General features: G+C 40.7%; 29 protein-coding genes, 1 tRNA gene, 1 rRNA gene and 1 riboswitch. Of the genes, 4 read left to right on the forward strand and 27 right to left on the reverse strand.

From position 1 onward, the window contains the following. Nucleotides 1–122: ribosomal RNA gene (locus ACP69X_RS00005) — 16S ribosomal RNA — on the reverse strand; the annotation flags it as partial. Nucleotides 123–559: 437 nt separating this feature from the next. Next, a riboswitch (TPP riboswitch) is annotated at nt 560–661 on the forward strand. 98 nt (nt 662–759) lie between these two features. Between ACP69X_RS00005 and thiT the strand changes: the two genes are divergently transcribed. Beyond that, the gene (gene thiT, locus ACP69X_RS00010) at nt 760–1,335 is read left to right on the forward strand and encodes an energy-coupled thiamine transporter ThiT (protein ID WP_426052299.1); all 576 of its coding nucleotides are present in this window, start codon (nt 760–762) and stop codon (nt 1,333–1,335) included. Between the two features lie 240 nt (nt 1,336–1,575). Here the strand turns inward: thiT and ACP69X_RS00015 are convergent, their stop codons facing one another. From ACP69X_RS00015 to ACP69X_RS00025, 3 genes are all read right to left on the reverse strand, one after another. Further along, nucleotides 1,576–2,130 carry a GNAT family N-acetyltransferase gene (locus tag ACP69X_RS00015; protein ID WP_426052300.1) on the reverse strand — a complete coding sequence of 185 codons (555 nt, stop codon included), beginning with the start codon at nt 2,128–2,130 and terminating at the stop codon, nt 1,576–1,578. Nucleotides 2,131–2,285: 155 nt separating this feature from the next. Then, on the reverse strand, nt 2,286–3,833 hold the full coding sequence (locus ACP69X_RS00020; protein WP_041085252.1) for a flotillin family protein: 1,548 nt from the start codon (nt 3,831–3,833) through the stop codon (nt 2,286–2,288). 11 nt (nt 3,834–3,844) lie between these two features. Further along, a complete protein-coding gene (locus tag ACP69X_RS00025) occupies nt 3,845–4,375 on the reverse strand; it encodes a hypothetical protein (RefSeq protein WP_073979170.1) in 531 nt (176 codons plus the stop codon). 207 nt (nt 4,376–4,582) lie between these two features. Between ACP69X_RS00025 and ACP69X_RS00030 the strand changes: the two genes are divergently transcribed. Then, a complete protein-coding gene (locus tag ACP69X_RS00030; protein ID WP_426052301.1) occupies nt 4,583–5,062 on the forward strand; it encodes a DinB family protein in 480 nt (159 codons plus the stop codon). Nucleotides 5,063–5,102: 40 nt separating this feature from the next. Here ACP69X_RS00030 and ACP69X_RS00035 read toward each other — a convergent pair whose 3' ends face one another. Beyond that, nucleotides 5,103–6,311 carry an iron-containing alcohol dehydrogenase gene (locus ACP69X_RS00035; RefSeq protein WP_073979169.1) on the reverse strand — a complete coding sequence of 403 codons (1,209 nt, stop codon included), beginning with the start codon at nt 6,309–6,311 and terminating at the stop codon, nt 5,103–5,105. Nucleotides 6,312–6,338: 27 nt separating this feature from the next. Beyond that, entirely contained in the window at nt 6,339–7,808 is a 1,470-nt protein-coding gene (gene betB / locus ACP69X_RS00040) for a betaine-aldehyde dehydrogenase (RefSeq protein ID WP_426052302.1), read from the reverse strand. 206 nt (nt 7,809–8,014) lie between these two features. On the opposite strand from betB, the gene cudC reads away from it, so the two are divergent. Continuing rightward, complete coding sequence (gene cudC / locus ACP69X_RS00045; protein ID WP_269104393.1) at nt 8,015–8,572, forward strand: choline uptake/conversion transcriptional regulator CudC; 558 nt, start codon at nt 8,015–8,017, stop codon at nt 8,570–8,572. Nucleotides 8,573–8,644: 72 nt separating this feature from the next. Then, nucleotides 8,645–8,717: transfer RNA gene (locus ACP69X_RS00050), tRNA-Ala, on the forward strand. Between the two features lie 53 nt (nt 8,718–8,770). Here ACP69X_RS00050 and ACP69X_RS00055 read toward each other — a convergent pair. The 21 genes from ACP69X_RS00055 to ACP69X_RS00155 form a co-directional block, all read right to left on the reverse strand. Beyond that, the gene (locus tag ACP69X_RS00055; RefSeq protein WP_041085470.1) at nt 8,771–8,959 is read right to left on the reverse strand and encodes a hypothetical protein; all 189 of its coding nucleotides are present in this window, start codon (nt 8,957–8,959) and stop codon (nt 8,771–8,773) included. 115 nt (nt 8,960–9,074) lie between these two features. Then, entirely contained in the window at nt 9,075–9,878 is an 804-nt protein-coding gene (locus ACP69X_RS00060) for a peptidoglycan recognition protein family protein (protein WP_338527369.1), read from the reverse strand. Nucleotides 9,879–9,897: 19 nt separating this feature from the next. Continuing rightward, nucleotides 9,898–10,161 (reverse strand): phage holin, encoded by a 264-nt coding sequence (locus ACP69X_RS00065; protein WP_019743388.1) that lies wholly within the window; start codon nt 10,159–10,161, stop codon nt 9,898–9,900. A gap of 11 nt (nt 10,162–10,172) precedes the next feature. Continuing rightward, entirely contained in the window at nt 10,173–10,385 is a 213-nt protein-coding gene (locus tag ACP69X_RS00070) for a BhlA/UviB family holin-like peptide (protein ID WP_008344062.1), read from the reverse strand. A 55-nt stretch (nt 10,386–10,440) separates the two neighbouring features. Beyond that, complete coding sequence (locus ACP69X_RS00075; RefSeq protein WP_426052303.1) at nt 10,441–10,587, reverse strand: XkdX family protein; 147 nt, start codon at nt 10,585–10,587, stop codon at nt 10,441–10,443. Beyond that, on the reverse strand, nt 10,588–10,935 hold the full coding sequence (locus ACP69X_RS00080) for a hypothetical protein (RefSeq protein ID WP_426052304.1): 348 nt from the start codon (nt 10,933–10,935) through the stop codon (nt 10,588–10,590). It abuts the gene before it with no gap. Between the two features lie 2 nt (nt 10,936–10,937). Then, nucleotides 10,938–12,350, reverse strand: coding sequence for a hypothetical protein (locus ACP69X_RS00085; protein WP_426052305.1), 1,413 nt, complete (start codon nt 12,348–12,350; stop codon nt 10,938–10,940). Between the two features lie 102 nt (nt 12,351–12,452). Continuing rightward, nucleotides 12,453–12,596, reverse strand: a complete 144-nt coding sequence (locus ACP69X_RS00090; protein ID WP_034624530.1) for an XkdX family protein — start codon at nt 12,594–12,596, stop codon at nt 12,453–12,455. Beyond that, nucleotides 12,593–12,913, reverse strand: a complete 321-nt coding sequence (locus tag ACP69X_RS00095) for a hypothetical protein (protein WP_041085459.1) — start codon at nt 12,911–12,913, stop codon at nt 12,593–12,595. The genes ACP69X_RS00090 and ACP69X_RS00095 overlap by 4 nt, the downstream gene beginning before the upstream one ends. A gap of 13 nt (nt 12,914–12,926) precedes the next feature. After that, complete coding sequence (locus tag ACP69X_RS00100) at nt 12,927–14,312, reverse strand: hypothetical protein (protein ID WP_426052306.1); 1,386 nt, start codon at nt 14,310–14,312, stop codon at nt 12,927–12,929. Between the two features lie 11 nt (nt 14,313–14,323). Further along, a complete protein-coding gene (locus tag ACP69X_RS00105) occupies nt 14,324–14,635 on the reverse strand; it encodes a hypothetical protein (RefSeq protein WP_426052307.1) in 312 nt (103 codons plus the stop codon). An 11-nt stretch (nt 14,636–14,646) separates the two neighbouring features. Beyond that, complete coding sequence (locus ACP69X_RS00110; protein ID WP_426052308.1) at nt 14,647–15,789, reverse strand: pyocin knob domain-containing protein; 1,143 nt, start codon at nt 15,787–15,789, stop codon at nt 14,647–14,649. A gap of 13 nt (nt 15,790–15,802) precedes the next feature. Further along, nucleotides 15,803–16,186 carry a phage tail protein gene (locus tag ACP69X_RS00115; protein ID WP_024423249.1) on the reverse strand — a complete coding sequence of 128 codons (384 nt, stop codon included), beginning with the start codon at nt 16,184–16,186 and terminating at the stop codon, nt 15,803–15,805. A gap of 11 nt (nt 16,187–16,197) precedes the next feature. After that, complete coding sequence (locus tag ACP69X_RS00120) at nt 16,198–17,121, reverse strand: YmfQ family protein (protein ID WP_426052309.1); 924 nt, start codon at nt 17,119–17,121, stop codon at nt 16,198–16,200. Beyond that, nucleotides 17,105–18,154 (reverse strand): baseplate J/gp47 family protein, encoded by a 1,050-nt coding sequence (locus ACP69X_RS00125; RefSeq protein ID WP_426052310.1) that lies wholly within the window; start codon nt 18,152–18,154, stop codon nt 17,105–17,107. The genes ACP69X_RS00120 and ACP69X_RS00125 overlap by 17 nt, the downstream gene beginning before the upstream one ends. Further along, nucleotides 18,147–18,569 carry a DUF2634 domain-containing protein gene (locus ACP69X_RS00130; protein WP_024423252.1) on the reverse strand — a complete coding sequence of 141 codons (423 nt, stop codon included), beginning with the start codon at nt 18,567–18,569 and terminating at the stop codon, nt 18,147–18,149. Before ACP69X_RS00130 ends, ACP69X_RS00125 begins: the two co-directional genes overlap by 8 nt. Before the next feature lie 14 nt (nt 18,570–18,583). Then, nucleotides 18,584–18,850, reverse strand: a complete 267-nt coding sequence (locus ACP69X_RS00135; RefSeq protein WP_024423253.1) for a DUF2577 family protein — start codon at nt 18,848–18,850, stop codon at nt 18,584–18,586. Further along, entirely contained in the window at nt 18,847–19,857 is a 1,011-nt protein-coding gene (locus tag ACP69X_RS00140; RefSeq protein WP_426052311.1) for an XkdQ/YqbQ family protein, read from the reverse strand. Before ACP69X_RS00140 ends, ACP69X_RS00135 begins: the two co-directional genes overlap by 4 nt. A gap of 11 nt (nt 19,858–19,868) precedes the next feature. Next, nucleotides 19,869–20,537, reverse strand: coding sequence for a LysM peptidoglycan-binding domain-containing protein (locus tag ACP69X_RS00145; protein ID WP_041085438.1), 669 nt, complete (start codon nt 20,535–20,537; stop codon nt 19,869–19,871). After that, nucleotides 20,530–24,612, reverse strand: a complete 4,083-nt coding sequence (locus ACP69X_RS00150; RefSeq protein ID WP_426052312.1) for a transglycosylase SLT domain-containing protein — start codon at nt 24,610–24,612, stop codon at nt 20,530–20,532. The genes ACP69X_RS00145 and ACP69X_RS00150 overlap by 8 nt, the downstream gene beginning before the upstream one ends. Further along, nucleotides 24,613–24,750 carry a hypothetical protein gene (locus ACP69X_RS00155; protein WP_095357030.1) on the reverse strand — a complete coding sequence of 46 codons (138 nt, stop codon included), beginning with the start codon at nt 24,748–24,750 and terminating at the stop codon, nt 24,613–24,615. Nucleotides 24,751–24,757: the final 7 nt, after the last annotated feature.

Consider the following 24,757-nt stretch of genomic DNA (forward strand, 5'->3'; position numbering starts at 1 on the left):
CACGTGTTACTCACCCGTCCGCCGCTAACATCCGGGAGCAAGCTCCCTTCTGTCCGCTCGACTTGCATGTATTAGGCACGCCGCCAGCGTTCGTCCTGAGCCAGGATCAAACTCTCCGAGGTATGCAGGATGCATATCACACATGCGTTGCTACACGATGTAGCGAACTTAGCATGTGATCATTTCCTGCCTCGCCAGCGTTTGACTGACTACCTATGAAGTATCATAGGATTTTTTTATAAAAACTCGAATTAACAGGTACGTTTTGTCTTGTTTAGTTTTCAAAGATCATTTTCGTCGTCTCTCAGAGGCGACTTTATTAATATAACATTCTATCAAGATAAAGTCAACAACTTTTTTCTTAATGTTATTTATCAACCGCGCTGTTTCAGCGGCGAATACAAATATAACACCTTTTGAAAGAAGAAACAAGTATTTTTTCTAAATAATTTATTTTTCCTTATCTCTTCCTATATATCGATACAAATGCTGCTCATCTCGGGAATTGTCTATTGTTGATCCTGCAGGTCTTTAGTATATTTATAATAGATTGAAACTAAATAACCGCAGGGGGAGCTTTGTGCTGAGAGTGAACATTCGTTGTTCTGACCCTTTGAACCTGTCAGTTAATACTGAAGTAGGAATGTGGAATCACTTGGATACATATGGTGTATTCAAATCGATATGTTTTTCTATGAATAACATACTCATCCTTACACGGTCTCTCCTTGCTCAATTCATGAAAAAGGAGATTTTTTTATGCAGCAATCAAATCAATTGGTACGACTGATGGAAATCGCGATTATGACTTCACTTGCACTTGTATTAGATTACTTATCAGGTCTCTTTTTAAGAATGCCGAATGGCGGATCTCTTGCTCTGATTATGATTCCCGTCATTCTCATGTCTATTAGATGGGGGATATCTACCGGATTTATCATCGGTGTGTTAATCGCAGGTCTTCAGCTGATGAATAGCCCGATCATCACTACACCTGTTCAAGGATTCCTCGATTACTTCGTTGCATCTGTTGTCATTTCTTTAAGCGGCTTGTTTTCTGGATTGATCAAAAAGGCCATTCAGGATCAAAAGCGAAAGCAGCAATTTTTCTATATTACCTTAGCTGTTTTTGTTGCTAGTTTCTTCAGGCTACTGACGTTCTTTATTTCTGGCGTCGTTTTCTTTTCTCACTATGCACCGAAAGGAACACCAGGATGGGTCTACTCTTTAATTTATAACAGCACATATATGGTTCCTTCATTTATTATTTGCAGTATTGTTCTTTGTATACTCATTCCAAGTGCGTCCCGTTTGGTTTTTCCTCATCAAAAATAACCGGCTGATGACAGCTGGTTATTTTTTTATGCATAATTTTCTGCTCTATGGAATCTATTAATAATAGAAGATTTCATGCTGGAGGTACGACAATGAGCCCTTACTCCATTATGCTTTGCTGTTATTTTCTCAGTCTTGCTTATTTTTTGGCAGGTTTCTATGAAGCTTTAAAAATAGCAGGCGTGAAAGGAAAAGTAGAAGCTTCACCGTTTATTTCTTATATGTTGCTTGCTGTACTTTTCACTTTTTTCTCACATTATTACTGGAAGCTGACGATTTAATTCGTTTTACATGGTTATTCAATCTAGACAGCTCCCATCCATACCCTATTTCATTATGGTTCTCGCCAGCCAGCTCGAACTGGCTGGTAACGACAAAACTAGGTTGAAGCTCTTGATAAAATTGTTTCGCCGAATTTTGTTCAAACACCCATAGCAGCATATTCTGATAACCCTTTTCTATTAAATATTCCACTCCTTTTTCCATTAGAGCAATACCCGCACCTGATTTCTGTTTCTGTTGGAATAAATAGATGGCATATAGCTCTCCATCATATGTAGAATAACGTTCATCACGTTGTTTTCCGAAAGTGGCAAAACCAAATACGCCATCCTCATCTTCTGCGACAAACGTGCCTTCAAGCGATCTTTTTCTCCAGCTCTCTTCCCGATCTTCAATGGTTAAACCATCTAAATATTCCTGCGAAATAATCCCTTGATAAGTCGTCTGCCAGCTTTTCACATGAATCTCGGCGATTTTTGGAATATCTTGATGTACAGCATGTCTTACATTCATCCGCTCCACTCCTTTTAGCTTTTTCCACCTTATCTTCATTATGATAAATTTCTATTACATAGATCAATGGCCAGCGTTTTGTCAGCACATCATTCAATAGTTAAATCTTCTTCTATATAAAAGTGACACCTTCTGGTGGAAGGTGTCTCTTGATTTTATTCTTCTATTTGATGGTCAGCTTTTTCGATTTTTCTTGGTTGTTTGATTTCATTTGTCAGCTCTTGAATGCTTTGTTTGACATTGCCTTTGCCAGAAAAGTTCTCGATAATTTCTTTCACATCAATTCCAGAGGATGCTTTCAGACTCTCTTGAAGACTAGACATGAGATTTGTGGCATAGCCTGTAACTTTATTGGCACCGCTGCCTTCTCCGTTACCACCCGTATCCACAACAGTAATTTTATCAATGTTAGAAAGTGGTGCAGATACTTGCTTCGCATATTCAGGTAGCATTTTCACAATCATATCAAGGATCGCTGCCTGACCATACTGTTCGAATGCTTCCGCAATTTTCTCTTTCGCTTCTGCTTCTGCAAGTCCTTTTAGTCTAATGACTTCAGCTTCTGTTTCCCCTTTCGCCCGATCTGCTTCTGCTTTGGCAAGCCCATCAATTCGGACTTTCTCAGCTTCTGCTTTTGCCATTGCTTCAATGCTGTATTTCTTCGCATCTGCTTCAGCAAGACGTTTCGCTTTTTCTGCCGCAGCCGACTGCTCAACAGCATAACGGTCCGCATCTGCTTTCTTTTTCACTTCAGAATCGTATTGACGTTCACGACGCTGAATCTCTTTTTCTTCTAATTCAATTTGTTTCTGACGCTCTATGATTTTGACTTGCATTTCTTGTTCAGTTACGTGCTGACGGTTACGAGCTGTTTCTAGATCGTACGCTTGGTCAGCACTTGCTTTTGCTGTATCCTGTTCACGTCTGAATTCTGCTCTTTTCAGCTCATTAATCTTTTCTGCTTCAGCGATTTCAGTAGCGCGCTCAAGCTCAGATTTCTTCGCATCTTTATCTGCTTCGGCACGTTTGATCCGTGTTTCTTTATCTGCTTCAGCTGTTGCAATATCTGCATCGCGTTTTACTTGGGCAATTCTTGGTTTACCTAGAGATTCTAAATAGCCATTTTTATCACGAACATCTTTGATCGTAAACGAAACAATGACTAGACCCATTTTCGCTAAATCTTGAGAAGCAACGCGTTGTACTTCTTGTGAAAATTTCTCTCTGTTTTTATAAATCTCTTCAACTGTCATTGACCCTAAGATGGAACGAAGGTGACCTTCTAATACTTCTCTCGCTTCGTTTTCACGGTCTTCTTTTGTTTTACCTAAAAATTGCTCTGCAGCAGTAGCTATTTCTTCAATTGATCCACCAATTTTTATGATGGCCGTTCCATCCGCCATGACCGGTACACCTTGTTCGGTATAGACTTCAGGGGTTGAAACATCTAGCTTGCTAGATAGTAAGCTGAGCGGCTCTGCTTGTTGAAAGACTGGAAGGACAAAGGTACCGCCGCCTCTTACAATCTTAATCTTGTTTCCACCTTCGTCCACGTGGACATTTTTACTTCCTAGATAACTTCCTGTGACGATTAATGCTTCATCTGGACCTGCTGTCCGGTATTTAGAAACAAATACACCAATAAGTGCAATAAGAATGACAAGCACAATTCCAATGATCACTAAAATAGTTGTTCCTGGCATTGCATTCCCTCCTAGATTTCTTCATTTGGTATAACAGATAAGACGCCTTTGTTCACTTCGACAACTAGCACACGGGTCCCGTATGGAATCTCCTCTTGGTCGAAACTGACAGCTGGCTTTGAGATTTTCCCGCTGTTACTGATTAACAGCACTTCTCCAAACCCGTCTTTTGGAACAGATACAATGATCTCCCCAGTTCTTCCTTTTAAATCGGCCTCCGTATATGAGAGAGATTCTTCAGCAGAGGAAAGCGGGATTAATACAAATACATTCAAACAGGTCACAAGGATCACTGCGAGAATGGCAGATAATAGTGCACCAAGTCCACTTCCTACAATTGCTGTTTTTTCAGAAATAAACCCTCCAGCCGAGAAAAAGGTAAGAAATGCGAGGATCAATGTTGGTTGAAGGAATGGAATAGGGATCGCTTCAAACCATCCATCAAATACATCGCCGAAAAAGACGAAAACAAGTGTCAGGATTCCTGATATCATTAATATGTATAAATACAGCGTCTGAAGAGGCAGCCCGAACACATCCATCTTCCTCATCCTTTCTTCATGAAATGAACATCTTTTGTTTCATTTAGAGCTCACCCACCTCCAATGTATTCCTTCTAACAGGTAATACGAACCACTTTTGTAAAGGTTTCATATTTCATCACAATTCTTCAAAGGGATTTTCGGATAGCTCAAGAATGATTGTCATGTACCATTATGTTAAAATTTGATCTTGAGGTGATGAAGAAAATGAGTTTATTACATGAAGCAAGACAAGAATTGTGGCACGAGCTGCAAGGTTTGAGCGAAGAACAATTGAACCAAAAATTATCTGATGATACTTGGAGTATTCAAGAGGTAGCAGATCATTTAAAGAAAATGGACCTAGTTGCAGCAAAACATCTCGCTGCTGAGGGAAAAAAAGCACCGATCAAAGAATATGAACCAAAGCCGGTGGAAATGGCAGAGGATCGTTCAAAAAAAGCCACTGCGCCTAGTATTGTTGCGCCTGAGCGCAAGCATGCGACACCTACACATTTAAAGGATGAGCTCGATACAGCTCGTGAGCAGCTCAATCAAATTTTATCAACATTTACTGAGGAAGATTTCAAACGTGTCATTGCACACCCTGTGTTTAAAGAGCTATCCCTTAAGCAATATCTTGATTTCATCGGCGCACATGAAAAACGCCATATTCATCAAATCAAAGAAATTAAAGAACAACTTTAAAACATAAAAAGGACTCCCTTTTGGGAGCCTTTTTTCATTGTTACACTGTTTTAGGTGTTAACTCAAAGCAGCGCGCATATATCCATTTGTATGCTTTTTCGTTTAGATCTCTTGGGTTTCCTACTGTTTGCGGATCTTTCATCGCTTCTTTAGATAAACGATCAATCATATCTTTTGATACACCTTGTTCTTCTAATGAAGGAATTTCTAAATCTTCTACTAAATCATACATCCAGTTCACGGCTGATTTGGCTGCTTCCTCTATTGACATTCTGCTTGTATCAATCCCAAACGCTTGCGCAATTCGAGCGAATTTTTCCGGATACCCTTTCCAGTTATACTCCATCACTGGTCCCATCATCGCTGCAACACACTGACCGTGCGCGACAGGAATAATGCCTCCGAGTGTTTGACTCATCGCATGTGCAGCGCCAGCTGATTCACTTCCATAAGAAAGCCCGGCAAGCATCGCAGCTTGTGCCATTCCATATCTGGCTTCTAAGTCCTCACCATCAGCAAAGGCACGGCGAATATAATGAGCTGCATATTCAATGGCCATGAGCGCTACCGCATCTGTAATCGGCTGAGCAAATTTCATCGTATAGCATTCAATCGCGTGAGCAAGCGCGTCAATTCCAGTCATTGCTGTCACATGAGGCGGCATGGATACATGAAGCTCTGGGTCAATCACTGTAAGATGAGCTGCAATAAGAGGTCCACCAGTATTGAATTTGAATTCTCTTTCTTCATCAGTAATGACTGCCCATTGCGTCACTTCTGAACCTGTACCAGCTGTTGTCGGAATAGTGGTTAATGGCGGGATTCTGTTTTCAAGCGGTTTTTTCCCCTCTGCCGCTTCGTAATCAAGGACTGAGCCTTCATGAGTCGCCTCTACTCCAATTGCCTTTGCTGTATCCATTGAGCTGCCGCCGCCTACTGCAATTAATCCATTACAGCCTTCTTTTTCATATAAAGCAGATCCTTCGTTCACTAGACGGACTGGCGGATTTGGCTCTACTTTATTAAATAGAACGACATCAATTTGTGCTTCTTTTAATGAAGCAATTACGGGGTCCACCACGCCCGCTTGATAAATGCCGGGATCTGTTACAAGCAATACCTTTGAAACGCCGTATGCTTTTACTTCTTCCCCTACATGTTTAACTGCACCAATGCCGTGTTTGATGACAGTCGGAATTTCAAATGTATGGAATTTCTGCATGCTTTCAATTTTCATATTTAGTGTCATATAGAATCTCCTCCAAATGCGTAATTTTTATTTAAACCAATGAACCGCTTCAGGTTTTGTATTTCGATATAAATGCTTCACCTCGGTATATTCTTCAAGTCCCGTGTGTCCTAATTCACGCCCAATGCCTGATTGCTTGTAGCCACCCCAAGGTGCTTGAGCGAAATAAGGATGGAAGTCATTGATCCAAACCGTGCCTAATCTTAATTGCCGAGCCACTCTTTCGGCTTTGCTGATATCCGAAGACCACACAGCTCCTGCTAATCCATAAATCGTATCATTTGCCAGCTTAATGACTTCTTCCTCTGTACGGAAGGATTCAACTGTCAGGACAGGTCCAAAGACTTCTTCCTGCACAATCCGCATATCTGACGTGCAGCCTGAGAAAATGGTCGGCAAGTAGAAGAACCCATTTTGCAGCTCCTCTGCGTCAGGTCTTTTTCCACCTGTCTCTAACTTAGCGCCTTCTTCTAAACCGATGCTGACGTATTTTTCTACTTTTTCACGATGCTCAGCTGAGATGAGCGGTCCGCTCTGCGTCACTTCATCAAAGCCGTTGCCTAGCTTGATTTGTTTCGTACGCTTCACCAGTTCTTCTACAAATTCATCATGAATGGATTCTTCCACCAGCAGACGTGACCCCGCTGAACACACTTGCCCTGCATGGAAAAACACAGCATTCATTGCCTGGTCAACCGCTACGTCTAAATCAGCATCTTGAAACACAATATTCGGATTCTTTCCGCCAAGCTCAAGGGCTATTTTTTTCACATTCCCGCTGGCTCCCTGCATAATTTTCTTCCCTGTTTCAATACCGCCTGTAAATGAAATCAGATCTACTTGATCATTTACAGCAAGCTCATCACCAACAGTTGCCCCAGGTCCAAGCACTAGGTTTGCAACGCCTGCTGGAACGCCCGCTTCTTCCATGAGTTTAAATACTTTTATTGTGGTGAGTGGTGTGATTTCACTTGGCTTTAGAACGATTGTATTTCCCGCCGCAAGTGCAGGAGCGATTTTCCAGCTTGCTTGAAGCAATGGATAGTTCCAAGGAGTGATTTGTCCGCATACACCGACAGGCTCTCTGACTAATTCACTTTTCGAGTTTGGAATTGGCGATGCAATGATTTCCCCGCCCTCTTTATCAGCTAGCCCTGCGTAATATTGGAACACGTTCGCAATATCGTCCATATCTGCCTTGCTTTCCTCTAATGTTTTGCCTGTATCAAGCGATTCCAATTTGGCTAGTTCATCAAGATCACGTCTAATCAATTCAGCTATCTTAAACACAATATTTCCTCTTTCAAGTCCAGGCAGGTTTGCCCAGTCCCCTTGATCGAAGGCTTTTCTCGCTGCTTTAATGGCTAGCTGCGCGTCATTTCTAGATCCTTCGCTGACTGTCGCGATCACTTCTTGATTGAACGGATTGATGATATCCCGTGTGTCGCTACTTTTAGCGCCAACCCATTGTCCGTCTATAAATAGCGTTTGACTCATAGAAGGAACCTCCTCTGATTCTCTTTAGTAAGTTTGTTAAATAAAAATTTAACGTTTTGAACATAATTAACTTATCATGTTCAAATTTTTCTGTCAAAGGGAGATATGCTTCATTTATTTTGACATTTTGTATTCTTCCGTTAACATATAGTCCATAAAGATTTTTTTGAACGGATTGAATTTTCTTAATAGAAAGCAGGGACAAAATGAAAAAGCAGGAACAGCCGCAAGCAGAAGATCGTATTTTAGCTGCTAAAGATCTAGTCATTGATTCCATAGCTGAAACGATGGATCTCTATGGCATTACACGAAGTGCAGGTATTCTATATGGGACGATGTATTTAAATGAGGAAATGACGCTGGATGAAATGCGTGAAGAGCTGCAAATGAGTAAGCCGAGTATGAGCACAGGTGTGAAAAAGCTGCAAGACATGAATATTGTCAAAAAGACGTTTCACCGTGGCCGAAGAAAACACAGCTTTGTTGCTGAAAAAGACTTTTTTAAGTTTTTCACGAACTTTTTTCCACAAAAATGGGAACGAGAGGTTGAGGTGAATTTAACGGCAATTGAAGAAGCGCAAGAGCAGCTTCAAGAGGTGGCGCATGATGATCAGCTAGAGGAACATGTAAGAGAGGAAGCTCAGCAGCTCATTGAGCAGCTTGAAAGCTCAAAAGCCTATTATGACTGGTTGAGACGATTAGCCCAATCTGTTCATTCTGGTGAAATTTTTGATTATATTCCAATTGAGCAGAAGGAAAAATAGACGATGTGTTTACGTTTTACAGCTTGAATTTCACAGGAGGATTGATTATAATAAATTATGTCGTCATACCTCGGGGCATTAGCTCAGCTGGGAGAGCGCTACGCTGGCAGCGTAGAGGTCAGCGGTTCGATCCCGCTATGCTCCATACGAAAAACCATTCTTGAGAAATCAAGGATGGTTTTTTTATGTACATATCTTCTACAGTTCTGTTTGTTCTTTGTTTTTTCTTAGTCTTAATAACTTTATGATGCGGTATGTAATCACAGAAAGATAAGTAACGATGAGAATGATTGTATAGGACACAGGAAAATCACTCGTCATTCCGTGATAAATGAAATAGATGAGCAACGCTGACAGCATGATGATCTGGAACAGTTCTTTTTTCATTTTTCTCTCCTCTCACAATAGTGATTTGGTTGATTATATCACAAAAGATGTTATTTTTTGTTAGCTATCAGCAAGGAGGCATTTCCTCACTTGCTGATAGTTTTTTTATACATCATCACTTTTTCAGCAATTGTTCGATTTTGTTCTTCGTCTTCGGTCCGTAAATTCCGTCTGCAGCTAAGCCGTTCATAAGCTGAAAACGCTTGACTGCATTCGCTGTTTTCGGTCCATAATAGCCGTCAATCCCGTTGTTTTTTGCCCCTTTGTCTGGGTAAAAATAGAGGGAAGATAAGGCTTTTTGGACGGCTGTGACTTGAGGGCCTTTTGTTAAGGGCCTGGTTACTTTTAAAATGCCCGACGGCAGGTTTGACGATTTCTGTTTGGAAGCGGGTGCTTTGTGGCTCAAGCTTTCTGCCTGAACTGGTTTTCTTGTGCTTTTGCTGCCGGTATGTGCTGTGGCTATGCCAGCTTTAAACTGATCCCATCGTCCAAGAAGTTTCCTTGGACACTCTTTCCCGCTCCAATGTTTATGAGGCACTACATTTGATAAAGGAATCCCCAAATCTCCAATCAGCTTGCGAATGAGCCATTGGGCATTTTCGACTGCTTGTTCAAAGTTACCGTCTGCATTTTCACAAATTTCAATTCCAATTGACTTCATATTGCCGGTGCCTCTGCCATCCCCTGCGTGCCAGCCGTTTTCGTTTAACGGTAAATGCTGATAAATCACCTGATCATCAACAGTGTAATGCCAGCTGACACCTGTACTTGAACGTGCAACAAACGCTGCATGACTGGCCGCATTAGCACCTTTTGCACTGTTTGACGTATTATGCACTGTAATATAGAGCGGCTTCATTGTGTTTCCTGGTCTGTTGCGATGTTGTTTTGGGATCAATGCTTGAATGATTTTCACCATGTCGTTTCTCCTTCAAGTATTATTTTGTTAGCCCTCTTTGTTTCAGAGCATCTTTTTGTAATTGGCCTTTGTAGGTCACATAATTGTTTTTAAACCAAGCTATTACCGCTGTGACCATAGTAAAAATCGTAGAACCTGCCACATAAAGTGCTTCACCTGCGGTTTGTACTTGCTCCTCACTAATCGGCAGCACCGTCTGTCCAAACATGACAAGCGTTTGATTGATCAGAGCAATAAAAAGAAGCACTGTGCGAATCACAGTGCCTTTGTCGAATGTTTTCATGAGTTTTCCTCCTATTTTAAATTTCGTTCTATTTTGTCGAGCTTGTCGATCACGACGTCATACTTTTCACTAAACTTTGCTAGTACATCATTTTGCGCCTCGATTTGCTCATTGAGCTTGTTTTCTCGTTCCTTTGTTGTGTTTAATACGTAAAACAGCACCCAACAAAACAACACCGCAAACGGTCCTTGTGTCATTAAATATTGAGTCAAATCCATTTCCACTGCACTCACCTACTCCCTCACTTTGCCCATTTTAAAGAAGGCAAAATAAAAACGCCTATTCAGCGTTTGTTGGATATTCTTCTTTTGTTATTTCTTTGTATTGTTCCGACGTAATCTTCTCGAAACGAACAAATTTTGCTACATCTTCATTTTCATAACACTTCCATTGATAGAACAATGAAATACTACGGAACCAATCCAATTAAATGACCCCCTTTTCATTCAGCAACATGATAAGTTCTGATATTGTTTTTGATTGTTCTTCTACTCTCTTTTCTGACTCTGTAAGCTGCTGAAGCAGGTCAACATTTTGATGTTTTAATAGATCAATTTCTGTTGGTGGCAGCGTTTTTGGCTGCAAGCTATCAATGTATTCCTGTGTTGCCGACTCATACCATGCTCTTTTCGCTTCATTGTAGATACCTTTGTACAAGCCATCTTGAGGTCTTACATCTGTATATCCTTTTGGAATGTCTGCGTCCCCTTCAATTTCTATTTCTTCCCCTGGAAGGTAATTGAATTTTTCGTCGTATTTATATATCCAGTTCACTTTCATCCCTCCTGTGCCGCCATGAATTTAAAGCCGAAAGTAATAAATTCATTTGGGTTTGTTGAATTGGAGACACTTTGTATATACACATTACCATCAGTATCAATATGTGTCCTGTGTGTTTGCGGTGTTGAACCAGCACCAATACTAGATGCTACCCCTATGAAATGCATTCCCTGTATAGGACGATAACCACTTGGCAATGTAAAAACAGGTACTGCAAAACCGATAGTACCCCCTGTAATAGAACCAATTAACTCTACCTCTCCAAATGGATTCTTATAAAATTGCACTTTTTGAGTACCGTATTGTTTCCATCCGTTTATTATTGTTGTGGGGGATTTCCAATCTATTTGCTCTTCGCTGGTTAACAAACGTTCCCATTTTGACCATACGCCATTTGCTATAGTCTTACGCCACGTGCGGTTTAAGTTGTCAAAGCCAATTGCCTGCCCGTACGTACCTGTGTTATTACAAGTCCATATCCCCCTTAATGCATTACCCGGGCCATTGGTTGGTGCATTTGCAGATACAAAATGAACGAATCCTCGATACTTTGGTAATACTTCATGGAAATCTTCCGTATTTCTGATATAAACCTTCCCCTGTCCATTAATATCAGTAATAGGAAACGATTGAACAGCATTTAAATCTTTAGCTGTGAGCTGCCTTTCCCATTCAGTCCATGTATAGTCAGTCTTCCTAATTCTATAAAAAGAGTTCAGACCATTGACTGCATCATAGATAGCTTGTAGCAGGGTATTCCCATAACTGATAACAATCATAAATGCCCTTTTGATCCCTTGTGGACCATTTAGACCTGCATTATAAACGAGATACATTCCTGTTTCCGTAATTTCGTTATAGTCGGTGGTCTCACTTGTACCTTTATAAAAGGGTTGACCGTTATCCCTTGTTATTTTATGAAGCTGACTGTTGTTCCATTTATCTTTTTCAGCTGCTGTCGGAATCTGAGTCCAAGTGATAGACAAATGGCTAGAATTATAGTAGAAGTAATATGCATTGCCTGATGTATCTATCGCAAAGCCTGTTCCAATGTTATTTTGTCCCACTGTCTGTATCCCTCTAATGGCGAATTGTGAAGGGCTATCCTCTATTCCACTGGGCGCATAAAATGTACATGTCCCTTTGTCTTTAATTGAATCAAAGATTTTTGAGCCGGCAGGAATATTTAAAAGTTGTACTCCATTATCTCCTGTAATTTTATACAGCTGCGACTCATTCAATTTCTTTTTTTCTAGTTCTGAAGAGTGCTGTCTCGAATTATCGATATGATTAGTTAATTGTTCTGATAGACCAGTGTCGTTATGAATCAGTATTTTCAACATATCGTTGAATAGATCAGCATGAGCTTTATCACTCGTTTCAAAAGAACGAGGAGTTTTTATATCCAATTTGTTCTCTCCTTTGTTTCAATGAGATTGAGAATAATTTATGATTTAATAGTTTTTTAACGCCATCGGAATCACCTTTTTTCCGGCAAAAAAATAAAGCCATTAGGCTTCGTATTTGTCTCCTGTTATGTCTTGATAGTCATCTGCCGAAATCCAGCCAATGCTTACATAAAATGCAATGTCCTCTGGGCCGTAACATTGCCAGTCCCAAAATTGTTTGATATCTGCTACAGTTGGAAACATCATTCTGAAGTCCCCCCTTTCTGCATAGCCAATAGCTTCGTTAATTGTTTTGATAATAAAGCATTTTGTTTCTTTAAAAGTTCTATATCACTTGGTGGGAGAGGGGCTGATTTTAAGCTATCTATATACTCCTGTGTCGCTGATTCATACCATTGTTGTTTTTCCACATCAAATGCTGCTTTATAAAATGAAGGATTATTGGGTGGTGCAATTGTTGTGCATTGCTCTGGAATGACATAATTGCCTTCATCATCCCTTTCGAACACTTCGATAGGTCTGACCAATTCATTTTGATGATTGTATTCATAGGCTTGTATCATCTTTATCACTTCCTTAATTTAATGGGACGACTGTGTCAAAATAATAGCCAGTTACTGCACTGTTGTTCACTGCATGTAAACCAGTTAGTTTTAGCTCTCCTGTCTTATATATATATAGTTTACTATGACCTGTTGTGCCTGATACTGGGACTGATACTACTATGCCTTTATCTGGTAAGCCTGTATTTGGAATACTTCCACAGATCACTTCTCTATTTGCTTTCAGATGGCCCCTTAACAATAATAAGTTTCCCCATTTAACATATTGGACCGGTCTGTCTCCAATAGAGGAACCATTGGCTAGTGTGACATCTAGCCACTTGACACTTTCAAAATCAGCATCAGTTACTATTTTTTTCCACCCTTTGAAAACACCGTCAGTATGAACCGTACCAAACCAATGAGTGTTGTCATAACTTCTAATGATATGAATAGTCTTTCTACCATTTACAGTTTCTAAGATATCGATATTAAACCAAGAAGAATCATTATCGACAGGCATATTTACAACATTAGATCCAACAGCAAAGTAAAATCCGGATGGCAGCGTTAAAATATCGGTACCTATTGGCATTGAAAGTCTTAATCCCTTTGAGTTTAATAGATTATGGTCATTGAGACGTTTCCAACCGCTCCACTCTTGTTGAGTACCTGTTACATCAGTTGTTGAACGATTAATATAGACATCTCCTGTATTGTTTGCACCGATGACCCAGCCGTAGGTATTTTCACTAAAAACAGACAAAGCCCTCATGGAACTTCTTGTCGGAAGATCTGGATGTGCTTCATGGATGTACCATGAGTGAACTCCCGGCAATTTTATCAGCTTATCTAAAATGCTAGGATCATCCGCATTAATTCTTTCAAAAGCTTTTCCATCATCAGCAGTGATTTTAGATAATTGTCCTGCATCCCATTTGTTTTTTTCATTTCGAGTCGGCATTTGCACCCAGTTGATTCCAATGTCTTTTACATAATAGGAAAAATAAAATGCATTGCCTAATGTGTCAATTGCGATTCCTACACCAATATTGTTTTGTCCTACAAGCTGGAAGCCTCTTAATGCAGCGTTCCCAATAGCAGGAGAATCAACTACTCCTGAACCTCCTGGGGCATAGAATGAGCAAGCACCTATCGCTTTAATCTCCTCATAGATACTGCCACCAGCAGGGATATTAATCAATTGGGACCCGTTATCATTTGTTAGTTTATATAGCTGTGATTCATTCCATTTCTTCTTTTCTGAATTAGAGACGTGAGGGTTTGTATCTTCTGCATGATGATGAATTTGAGCTAATAGTTCTGTATCATTTTCAATCAAGATCTGTATCATCTTATTAAATAAATCTGCATGCGCTTTGTCATTTATCTCAAAAGAACGCGGTGTTTTTAAAACCATATTTCTCCCCCTTATAAAGTTTTAAAGTGATTTTTTAATTCTTTTATGTCATGTAATATCTGTGTCATTTGTTTGGTTAAAAAGGCATTTTGCTCCTTTAATATTTCAAGATCATTAGGTAATGGTTTTGTTTTTAGGCTATCGATATAATCTTGCGTAGCTGTTTCCTCCCATTTCTGCTCTTTAGGATTAAATTTTGCAATATACGATTCAACAGGAGGAGGTACATCGGTAAACCCTTCAGGAATTTTTTCATGTTCATTGATGAGTTTTTCTTCACCAGGCATATAAATCAATTGATCATTATATTTATAAATCCACATTTTAGTTCCTCCTATAATGTACTGAATTTAATTAAAAACGTAATGAATTCTGTAGGGTTGACAGAGTTAGAGGAAAATTGTACACATACTCTTCCGTCATTTGAGATAAATGTTCGATGATATTGTGGTATCCCAGATGTACCAAGACTAGAAGCAACCCCCACATAATAAACAGAATGTTTCGGGCGGTATCCCTCTGGAAGGACAAAAACAGGAATTTCACCTAAGGCACCATCTCTAACAGCACCATTTATCTCCACTTCTCCCAAAGCATTTTTACCAAAACGAATAGGCAGCGCACTTGAACTATATTCTTTCCATCCGTTTAAAAGTCTTGGTGTGGTCCATGTAATTTGTTGATCAGCCTCACTCAAATTACGTCTCCAGCCTTGCCAGCCTAAATTTAGATCAAGGTAATTCGTATACATGTTGTTTTTGTTATCAATAGCAATGACCCATCCATAAGTTCCTTTATTATTACTATCAGACGAAGTAAAATGATAAAATCCTCTGGCAGAAGACTCAGAGGGATTATCTTTTGCACCAGCCACGGAATAAAAAGTGCCGAATGTTTTACCAGTTTCAGATATTTTATCTAGAAGACTATCTGCTGCATCTACAGATACACGAACACCACCTGTGTCATTAGTAATTTTAATTAATTGACTTCCATTCCATTTATTTAAATCGTTTATACTCGGAAGAGGTGTCCAAGTAATAGTTGTATGCCCATGATTGTAGTAAAAGCTGTATGCCTTCCCTGCTATATCTACCGCAAAGCCTGCCCCTATGTTATTTTGGCCTACTATCTGCATACCTCTTAGTGATATATTTGAAGATGATGGAGAATCTTCTACTCCAGGAGCTGCATAAAATGTACATGTTCCTTTATCCTTAATCGCATCAAATATTTTTGAATCCGCTGAGACATTGATAAGCTGCATACCATTATCTGCAGTTATTTTATAGATTTGCGAGTCATTCCATTTTTTCTTTTCTTCTTCAGATGCATGTAAGTTCATATCTTGAGTGTGACTCGTAAGCTGTTCTAACAGTCCATTGTCGTTTTCAAGCAAGGTTTGGACCATTTCATTGAATAAATCAGCATGAGCTTTGTCACTAGTTTCAAATGTTTTCGGTGAATTTATTTCCATTAAAATCCCTCCATTAATAAATATCATCAATCTCAAAAACGAATTCGATGTCGCCGTCTTTTTGTTTGTCTGTCATGGTGCGGATGGCGGTGAATTTGCCGTCTTCGTCGACTAGTGCTAGTTCGTTGATCACTTCTCCTGCCAGTTCTCCTTCGGCTATCGTGCAGGTGTAGCGGATTTTTGCTGGTTCCATGAAGGTAAATGAATCAATATTTTTTTGGACTAGTTCTTTTTTAAGTTTTTGTTCCGTGCCGTCTAGTGAGATCGGTTTTCCATCCTTCGTTCCCCCATTTCCAAATGCCATTTTGACGACTTTTGTGAGTTTTGTTCCTTCTGCTCTTGCCTTTGCCATTTGTTGACGTGCATACAGTGTTGTTACGGTTAATTGATCAGCCATTGTGATCCTCCTTATAACTCTATTTTTTTAGAAGTTGCTGCGAGCATTTTTGATCCGTCCAGCGGAACAGATCCATCAAGAATCCAGTAATGGTCCTTGATCAGTAAGCTTCCACCCTGCTCAGTTTGGACATGTACAGGCAGACGGAATGTCATCTTCTTTTTGGTTTGATGCTGAAGATGATTTTTTGTGCGTAAAGTCAATGCCGCTCCTTGCTTCGTTTCATGTACTGCTCCAGTCATGACATAGTTCATGCGATGTGCTGTTTCTGACTGATGTTGAAGCCGCATTCTCATGTTTAATGAATGCCGAAAACGAGCAGGTACATCCGTTGTACCTCGTGTTCCACTGAGATAAAACGTACCATTTAAGACAAATTCACCATTGAGTAAAATCGGGATATGATCGAAAAAACCCACCCTGCTGCGCAGTGTGAGCCTCACGTGATGATCATTTTTTTCATGTACGTCGGTATGATGAAAAGCAGTGAACGTATAAGCCAAGTGAGCAGGCTTTAACGTTTCAAGAATTTCTACAATATATCTCGTGTTTTGCAGATCATCTAGATTCACACGTAAGGCGAAGTGATAGCGATTGGTTGTGAGACGGATGACAGCACTTGGATTCTTGAGAAAGCGATTCACTGATTTCTCTAATGAAAGATACGTGATTGGTGGAATATTTGACATCATATTGAGTAAGCGCGCCCTGCGCAGTTCAATTGAATCATCTGATTCCCGCTGCACCTTCAGCATTCTTTCCCATCTGTTCAATCCCCATGTCGCTGTTAAAGGAAAGAACTGATCCGTTAAATCGAAAATGGATCCGTCCAATTGCTCAAATTCCGGCGCCTCTGTCTTGAGCAGGTGATCCACTTCATAAATTTCTGTAAAATATGGCGGCAAATAGTTTTTCATTTCATCCTGTTTGCTCAATAACCTTCACCTGCCTAAGACGCGGAATCTCAATGTCCTGTAATACTAAGTTTTTCGACTCGCCATTCAATAACACATCTGCATAATCTGACACACTTTCTGAATGATACAGAATATCATTTAAGGCGGACATTCGAATGGTACTCTTTTCAAATGCGATTGATTTCAACAACGTCTTGACCTTTTCTTCTATTTCTTTCTGAGCTCCTTCAAGGGTCCAGTCCATTTGAAGTTCGACAGCCACTTCTATGTCGATATCCAGCCATTTGGCGCTTTCAACGGTTGCTTTTGAGCCTATAGGTGCTTGTCCTTCTCCTTCACCTGGCACTGGGTCGATATATTCCTGTACCCTTTTGACAAGAAGGTCTGATGCAACATCAAAATTGCCATCTGTGATGACAATTTTGACCGTCCCTTCTCCGTTCCAAAGCGGGAACACTTTCGCTCTGCCAACACCGGCTACTTCCTCAGCCCATTTTTTATAATGCGCCCTGTTGGCACTGACAGCCTCTCGCCTCGCACGTATTAAATATCGATCGTATAATGAAGCGTCATCTTCCTCCTCTTGACCTGGTATTACCAGTTCTTTCATCTTAATCGATTCAAGTCCTGGAATTATATCAAGTGACAGCAGCGGCTGATCTGTTAATTGAACATTACCGGCTTTACCAGGTGTCTCGCATTCTAGCGTGCCATCCTTCGAATATTGGAAATAAACGTCTTCAATAAAAAAACGTGAGCCAGCTGGAATATTGATATTTTCTGGCTGAATGGCCGCTGACCAAACCGCTTTAGTGGCTGGTTTTCTTTCAATCCCTACTTCAGCAGCCCGCCGATCTAGAAACTCTCCTTGTGCTGTATCTGCAAAGACCAGCTCAAACACTTGATCAAGCCAAATATAGGATTGGGCCAGTTCAGCAGCAGCAGGTGCCAAGGCATTCCAAATCACACTGTTTTCTCTTTTATCTATATCATCTGGCAGTCTGTCCAGCATTCTTTCCATTAATGCTTCGTACGTCTGTTCCTCAAACATCGCCCTCCATCACCTCCTCTATTTCTAATGTGCCCTCATCTGTGACAATAGCTAATTTGACATGAAACGAGTCATTTTGCTTTGTGACCTCTAACTCTTCAATATGATCAATCCGCTCGTCAACGAGCAGTGCCTCCTCTAGCAGCCTTGGAATCTCCATTTCTTTGTATTCATCCGTGGCTTCTGTATCCGTCAACAGCTCCTGAATTTCTGTGCCAATGTCGTGACTGTAGATAGGATGTGCATACCGCTCTGTCCTAAGTGTCATATAAATAAATTGCCGGATTGCTTCAATACCTGAAATGGTTTCGCCTGTCAGTCTGCCAGTTTCAAAATCTATTCGATACGTCGTCGAGGTTTCGACCTCTTCGTCTTCTTCTATTTCCTCGATTTCTTCCTCTGGTGAAAGTGCCACGTTCATCACCTCCCTTACAATTTGTCGATGATGTAAAAGGACTGCCCTCCTGCCATTGCAAGCACCATAATACTATCTCCCCTTTTCAGCTCATCATCCTCACCCTTATTTAAGCGCTTCGGCCAAATCAGTAATTCTTCTGGAATGATCAGCTTATGATTTTCATTTAATCGGATGCTCAGCGGGGAAACCGCCGTGACTTCTCCAATGACAAGATCGATTGGCGATTCTGCGTCTACTGCATTCACTGCCAATCGTTTAATCGCTTCACTTAATCTCACGCTTGATCACCCTTTGGCATGGAATTTTTCTCAACAACATCAATGGTCATGGTGTGTTTCACCCCACTGAATTCATGTTTGTCTTGATCGATCCAGTAAGTTTTTTTCACGTTGATTTCAGGAATTTTCAAATATATTGGAAGACCGCTTTGCAGCTCAGGAATTCCTAGCGCTTGGATGCTTTTGACTTCTTGTTTGACGCCTTTTTTCTCTGCCAGCCGTACTTTGGCTCTTTTTTGCAGCTGTGGCTTGTTGATTTGCCCTGTGACTGTCTCAACATGCTGTAAAATACCGTATTTATTCTGACCGGCTTTATCCTGTTCGATCACAACAATCTCGGATTTACTGCCTTTTTTCTTATTTTTCCCCTGTTCATCAGCAGACGTACGCATCTTAACACGAGTGGCTGTCTCTTCAATCGAGGTGCTGTATTGATAGCTGATGAGATTGACGCCTGATTCAATGACCCATACGTCCTCTGGGTCAGGCCAGGCTCTCAGTCCCATCTTGCCTTTAGCAGAATAGATTTGATAGTTTCTTCCCGTTTGCCGCTTCGTTTCTTTCAATGCTTTCAATATCATGTCATACAGGCTCGTGTCATTTTTAAAGACTAGTGATTTGATGACATGTCCTGTATTGGCAATAGAAGTCATTGGAATTTGAAAGTCAGCTCCAATCCGCCTTAAGATTTGATCTGCTCTTTGATTTGAAAAAACATAGACATCTTGGTTTTTCACCAAATATTGAAGCATATCGTATGCGGTAAAGGTCATCTTCCCTTCAACAGGAGTTCGGGAAAAAACGATGCCTCTAAAAAGCTCTTTTCCTTTCCATTTAAAAAGAACCGTGTCTCCTTCCGAGACACGGTAATACGTTTGACTGCCTTGCTTTGTGATAATATTTGCCTGAATAGAGCGAGGGGCTTGATACCTTTGCCCCTGAAGTGTCACACTCTCTGTGACAAGCTCATACATGGTGCCGCTTCTGATGGCAAAAAGCTCAATCAATGCCAGCCCCCCTATTGTGGTATTTTTAACCTTTGTCCAGGGAAAATCCAATGCCCCGGCTGCTTAATATTGCGTCTGCTACGTTTAATCATCGCTAATTTATTGGCATTCCAAATACGCCGCCATTTTGTACTGTCGCCATAAAACCTGCCAGAAATGGCCCATAGCGTATCCCCTTTTTTGACGGTGTACATTTTTGGTGGTGTTTTTGAAGGCCGCTTCTTTTTCGTTTGTTTTGCTTTTTTCTTTCGTTTGATTTTCCTAGGCGATGCGGTTTTATATTCCTTTAACTCGATCGTAAATTCACGATCTCCAATATCATATGACCCTTCCTTGTGTGTGAAGCTTTCAATGCTGCACGTCATATTGATTTTTGTTCCAGTTACAATCAACCGCACGGATTTCTTTGAACGCATCATTCGTTCAATTTTCGCGATCGCATTCTCTGGTGATGGAATGTTTTTATATTCAGCAATCGGCGAATATTTCTTAGGAAATAATGAGGTGAATGATACTTGTTTCGCCGATGGTACGTCAATAAAGGTCAGTTCTCCAAAAGAGGCGACCTTTACCGTTTCATTTTGTACGTTATTTGTGATTTCGAGTTCGGATGGAAGGACAGGGAATCGCAACTTGTCCTTTCCTTGGGAAATCCACAATTGATACACTGATTTACCCATCGATCACGACCCCCTTTGTTCCTGTATGAAGCTCTACTTCCAGTTCATCTACAAGCATTTGTTTAATTTTTTCGACTAGCGATTGCTGATCTTGTCCATTATGGAAATGCTGATCTCCATTGAATTGAATCGTGATTTGTTTATTACCTGACGATGTTGTACTACCAGTAGACTCAGCTGAGGTGACTTGATGCATCTGTGCTTCTGGTAAAGGAGCAGATGCATTTGATGGATCATAAACTTGCATCCCAAGTGCCTTAGCTGCCTGCGTCAATAAATACCTTCCGCGAATGCCTCTTTCCTCGGGAATAATCCATTCACGTTTGTTTCCTTCACCGACTCTAGCCACCTGCTCTTGAGTAATCAATCCGCCATTTGCGTAGCCTTTATAAGGGCCGCCTCTTCTCATACTTCGTAATCCCGGCGTATTGAAGACTGTTCCATATCTGCCCTTAATGTAGTTAATGGCTGCAACGGCATTATGAATTGGGTTCCAAATGTCATTCATGCCCTTGCCTTTATTGGCGTTAAACGTCGTTCCAATGGTTTGCATTAAGCCTTTAGAAGGTGTTCCCTTTTTGGCGTTGGAATCCCATAAGTTGATCGCTCTCGGATTTCCACGTGACTCATGCTGCGCGATGGTCATCAGACCTGGAAGCCAGCTCATAGATGTGCCAGTTGCCATGATGGCCGCCATGAGCCATTGCTTCACATTAAGATTTGAAGCTCCCATGCCGCTGAAGGCTCCAATTAATGAACCAGCCTGATTTTCAGCAAATTTTTTCACATCAACTGAATCGAGCCCTTTGACGACACCAATCGATGCAAATTTCCCAAGACTCATCATGACGCGTGAAGGGGAATGAATGTCTAATTCCTCTCTAAACGCCTGTTCTACTTTCTTCGCCATTTCTTTGGCCGCTTGCGTGACTTCGCTTCCTTTGGAACGCATACCGCTGTTAAAGGCGTCAATCATTCCTGAACCCCAGCTTGGTGATTCTTGTTTTGCTTGCAGGAATGGTTGTTTGATGTGTTGATCTACGTATTGGCTCGTGCCAATTGATGTGGCATTTTGGCCTGTTGCAAAACCACTCACCGTTCCAGAACCCCAAGTTGGTGATGCGGTCATGACTTGTTGGTATGGTGTTTTTACACGACTTTGTAAGAAGCTGGCTGTTCCTGTTGGTGTCATCTGCTGACCATTTGCAAAGGCTGAAACCGTTTGTTGACCATACTTTCCTGAGTCTGATGTCAATTGACCAAAAGGCTGCTGAATATTCTTTTGTTTCCATTGATCAAGGGAGATTACTTTGCGGTTTAACCCTTGTTCAAAATCGTTATTAAATTGCTCGCCAATGCTAGAGGCTTGAATGTCTCCAGTCATCGAGACCGATCCGTCTATTGAACCGACAGAAGATGATGCAGCTACTGCTGTAGGAGCTGGAGAGCTTGACACTGAATTTCCTGCCGCTCCGCTCGGTACAACAGACATTCCAAGTTGAGAAGCGGCCTGTGCCAGCAGCATCTTTCCGCGTCCTCGGTTATTTTGAGTTGGAATGACAAATTCGTTACCTGCTTCACCGACCCATGATAAGGTTGGCTGGGTGATATAGCCGCCTGTGGCTTTTTTACCAGGTTTAAAATCTTTTTTCCCGTTTTCTCGACCTTTTTCAAATTTCACAATATGTCTACCAACGAATTTTGCGCCTTCACTTTTGATTAAATCCCATGAATCTCCTAAAATATTTTTACCCCAAGATTGAACATTACTCCACTTTCTTGACCACCAGTCTTTATTAAATAGAGTTGAAGAAATAGTTGCTTTTGCAGTTGACCAAATTGTTTTTGATTGTTCCCATTTACTTTTTGACCAACTTTTTACGTTATCCCACTTCTCCCCCCACCAATCTTTGTTAAAGACCGTTTCACGAATTTTCCCTTTAATTGAATTCCATATGTCGACTGCGCCATCCCATTTTTCTCTGGTCCATTTTTTTACATTATCCCACTTCTCTCCCCACCAATCTCCGTTGAAAACGGTCTCACTAAGTTTCCCCTTAATAGAATCCCATATTTCGACGGCACCATCCCATTTTTCTTTGGTCCATTCCTTTACATTATCCCACTTCTCTCCCCACCAATCTCCGTTAAAAACGGTCTCACTAAGTTTCCCCTTAATAGAATCCCATATTTCGACGGCACTATCCCACTTTTCTTGAGTCCAGTCCTTGATAGCATCCCATTTTTCACTCCACCATTCGCCATTAAAGACAGTAGATTCTAAAACTCCTGTAACGTATCCAGCTTGTTCTGCCCACCATTCTGAATTGAACAGTGTATTCGATGCTGTAGTTTTTATATCTTCCCATTTCTCACTTAAGTTTCCTAAAGACGTTTCTGCAGAAGTTTTAACACTCCCCCACTTTTCACTCCACCATTCGCCATTAAATAAAGTGTTTGAAATATTCTCTTTAAGTTTTGAAGTATCAAATATCTCCCCTAATTTTGATCCACCATAAGTGCCAGCCATGCCTCCAGCAACACCACCAATTGCAGCTCCTACAAATGGTATTGGAATTAGAGCCTGACCAATTGCAGCTCCACTAACTCCTCCTGCAAGACCTCCAGAGAAACCACCTACTTTTTCCCCAACGTTTTCTTTCGTTGTTCCTATTAAATCTGTTGCACTTAATAAGTTCCCCAATACAGGCACTCTTTTTAATAACTTACTACTTCCTCTACCTATATTTTTTAATGAATCGCCTAAACTACTTAACCCGCCGCTACCTTTCATCAGTCCAGCAAGTCCCGCAACGGAGGCTACGATGCCTGTAGTTTTCTTCAATCCACTAGGGATTTTTTCAAAAATCTTACCTGCATTTGTTTTCAGTTTTCCTAGTCTACCTGGAGATCTTCTATTTCTTTCAGCTCTAGAAGTAGCGGTAGGATTTGTGGGCTGCCTTTGAGCACGGCCATTTCTATTTCTAGTTCTATTAGAACCACGCCTGCTTAAACCTCGAGCACAACAAGGGCAACAGCTATTACGAAACAAACCTTTTCCTTTTTGTTTATTTGGCTGCGTATTAGGAGTTGGATTTGTTGATGCTTCAGTCGTTTGACTTTGAGCTGGAGAGTTACTGTTGTTCTCGCTTGATGGATTTTTCGGGCCAAGGATCAAATCTAAGCCTTTGTTAAACCATTTATCTAAATACTCCTCAGGATTAATTTTAATCTTCTCACTAATTCGTCCGATCACTTCTTGCTTGTATGCGTCGATTTTCGTTTCAATCCAAGGGAGTGCATTATTATCCCAAAAATTTCTAGGACTCAATTTTTCTTTCAATTTATCTGAGACGTCACCTGCATATTTTTCAATTTCTTTTAGTGCCTTATTCCCCAAATTCCCCAACCAGCTCTGTTTGTTTTCATTCGTTTTTGTAGCAGCAGTTGCATTAGGTTGCTTTTTTACTTTCTTCTCTTTCACAACAGACTCTGCCTGATCTCGTTTTTTCAGCTTACTTTTGGCATTGTCTTGAACTGACACTCTGATTTCGTGTTTTGACATCGTCAAGCTTTTGAGTGTCTTTTTGATTCGTTGAATTGCAGCGGTGGCTTGGTCAACCATGTTTAATCTCATATAGTACGTTCTGTTGATGAGCTGAAGGATTGATTTTTTGATTGATGATATTTTACCTGACAATTGATCGTTCAATTTAAACGTCAGCATAATGGGACTTGTCCCCACTTGTTTCAAACGATCTATGCTGGTTTTAATGACATCCAGTCCCTTTGCTTGAATGGATATGACCATATGATTCGGTAACATATTTAATTGATTTTTTAATGATTTTAGATCACGATAGATTCCCTGATCTAGCCTCATGGAAACAGCTGAAATTTTCCGGAGTGATAAAGTGAGATTTCTCAGCTTCTTTTCATCCATTTCCAGACTTATTTTCACTGGTTTTCTGAATGGTTTGAGCTGCTTCTCAAACGTTTGAAATCGTTTTTGAATGCGTAATAACTTCTTCGACACCCGGTCTTCTAATTCAAATCGCGCTGTAAGTTTTGCCATTTATTTACCTCCTTTCTTTGCTTCTTTTTCTAGCATGTCTAGCTTATAGCTGATGAGTCCGAAAAGGAATGCTTTGAATGGTCTTGGTGATTCGTATAACTCAAGGAGTTCAGATGGGGAGTAGTGAAGTTCGTGCATCGCGTAA

It is taken from the genome of Bacillus sp. DC4300-2b2 (assembly GCF_049895685.1).
In the GTDB taxonomy this organism is placed as follows: domain Bacteria; phylum Bacillota; class Bacilli; order Bacillales; family Bacillaceae; genus Bacillus; species Bacillus safensis.

Bases quoted from the DNA above. Each gene is read 5' to 3' on its own strand.
- thiT (WP_426052299.1), top strand. From the start codon at position 760: ATGCAGCAATCAAATCAATTGGTACGACTGATGGAAATCGCGATTATG.
- ACP69X_RS00015 (WP_426052300.1), bottom strand. From the start codon at position 2,130: ATGAATGTAAGACATGCTGTACATCAAGATATTCCAAAAATCGCCGAG.
- ACP69X_RS00020 (WP_041085252.1), bottom strand. From the start codon at position 3,833: ATGCCAGGAACAACTATTTTAGTGATCATTGGAATTGTGCTTGTCATT.
- ACP69X_RS00025 (WP_073979170.1), bottom strand. From the start codon at position 4,375: ATGGATGTGTTCGGGCTGCCTCTTCAGACGCTGTATTTATACATATTA.
- ACP69X_RS00030 (WP_426052301.1), top strand. From the start codon at position 4,583: ATGAGTTTATTACATGAAGCAAGACAAGAATTGTGGCACGAGCTGCAA.
- ACP69X_RS00035 (WP_073979169.1), bottom strand. From the start codon at position 6,311: ATGACACTAAATATGAAAATTGAAAGCATGCAGAAATTCCATACATTT.
- betB (WP_426052302.1), bottom strand. From the start codon at position 7,808: ATGAGTCAAACGCTATTTATAGACGGACAATGGGTTGGCGCTAAAAGT.
- cudC (WP_269104393.1), top strand. From the start codon at position 8,015: ATGAAAAAGCAGGAACAGCCGCAAGCAGAAGATCGTATTTTAGCTGCT.
- ACP69X_RS00055 (WP_041085470.1), bottom strand. From the start codon at position 8,959: ATGAAAAAAGAACTGTTCCAGATCATCATGCTGTCAGCGTTGCTCATC.
- ACP69X_RS00060 (WP_338527369.1), bottom strand. From the start codon at position 9,878: ATGGTGAAAATCATTCAAGCATTGATCCCAAAACAACATCGCAACAGA.
- ACP69X_RS00065 (WP_019743388.1), bottom strand. From the start codon at position 10,161: ATGAAAACATTCGACAAAGGCACTGTGATTCGCACAGTGCTTCTTTTT.
- ACP69X_RS00090 (WP_034624530.1), bottom strand. From the start codon at position 12,596: ATGATGTTTCCAACTGTAGCAGATATCAAACAATTTTGGGACTGGCAA.
- ACP69X_RS00095 (WP_041085459.1), bottom strand. From the start codon at position 12,913: ATGATACAAGCCTATGAATACAATCATCAAAATGAATTGGTCAGACCT.
- ACP69X_RS00100 (WP_426052306.1), bottom strand. From the start codon at position 14,312: ATGGTTTTAAAAACACCGCGTTCTTTTGAGATAAATGACAAAGCGCAT.
- ACP69X_RS00105 (WP_426052307.1), bottom strand. From the start codon at position 14,635: ATGTGGATTTATAAATATAATGATCAATTGATTTATATGCCTGGTGAA.
- ACP69X_RS00110 (WP_426052308.1), bottom strand. From the start codon at position 15,789: ATGGAAATAAATTCACCGAAAACATTTGAAACTAGTGACAAAGCTCAT.
- ACP69X_RS00115 (WP_024423249.1), bottom strand. From the start codon at position 16,186: ATGGCTGATCAATTAACCGTAACAACACTGTATGCACGTCAACAAATG.
- ACP69X_RS00125 (WP_426052310.1), bottom strand. From the start codon at position 18,154: ATGTTTGAGGAACAGACGTACGAAGCATTAATGGAAAGAATGCTGGAC.
- ACP69X_RS00145 (WP_041085438.1), bottom strand. From the start codon at position 20,537: ATGGGTAAATCAGTGTATCAATTGTGGATTTCCCAAGGAAAGGACAAG.
- ACP69X_RS00150 (WP_426052312.1), bottom strand. From the start codon at position 24,612: ATGGCAAAACTTACAGCGCGATTTGAATTAGAAGACCGGGTGTCGAAG.
- ACP69X_RS00155 (WP_095357030.1), bottom strand. From the start codon at position 24,750: ATGCACGAACTTCACTACTCCCCATCTGAACTCCTTGAGTTATACGAA.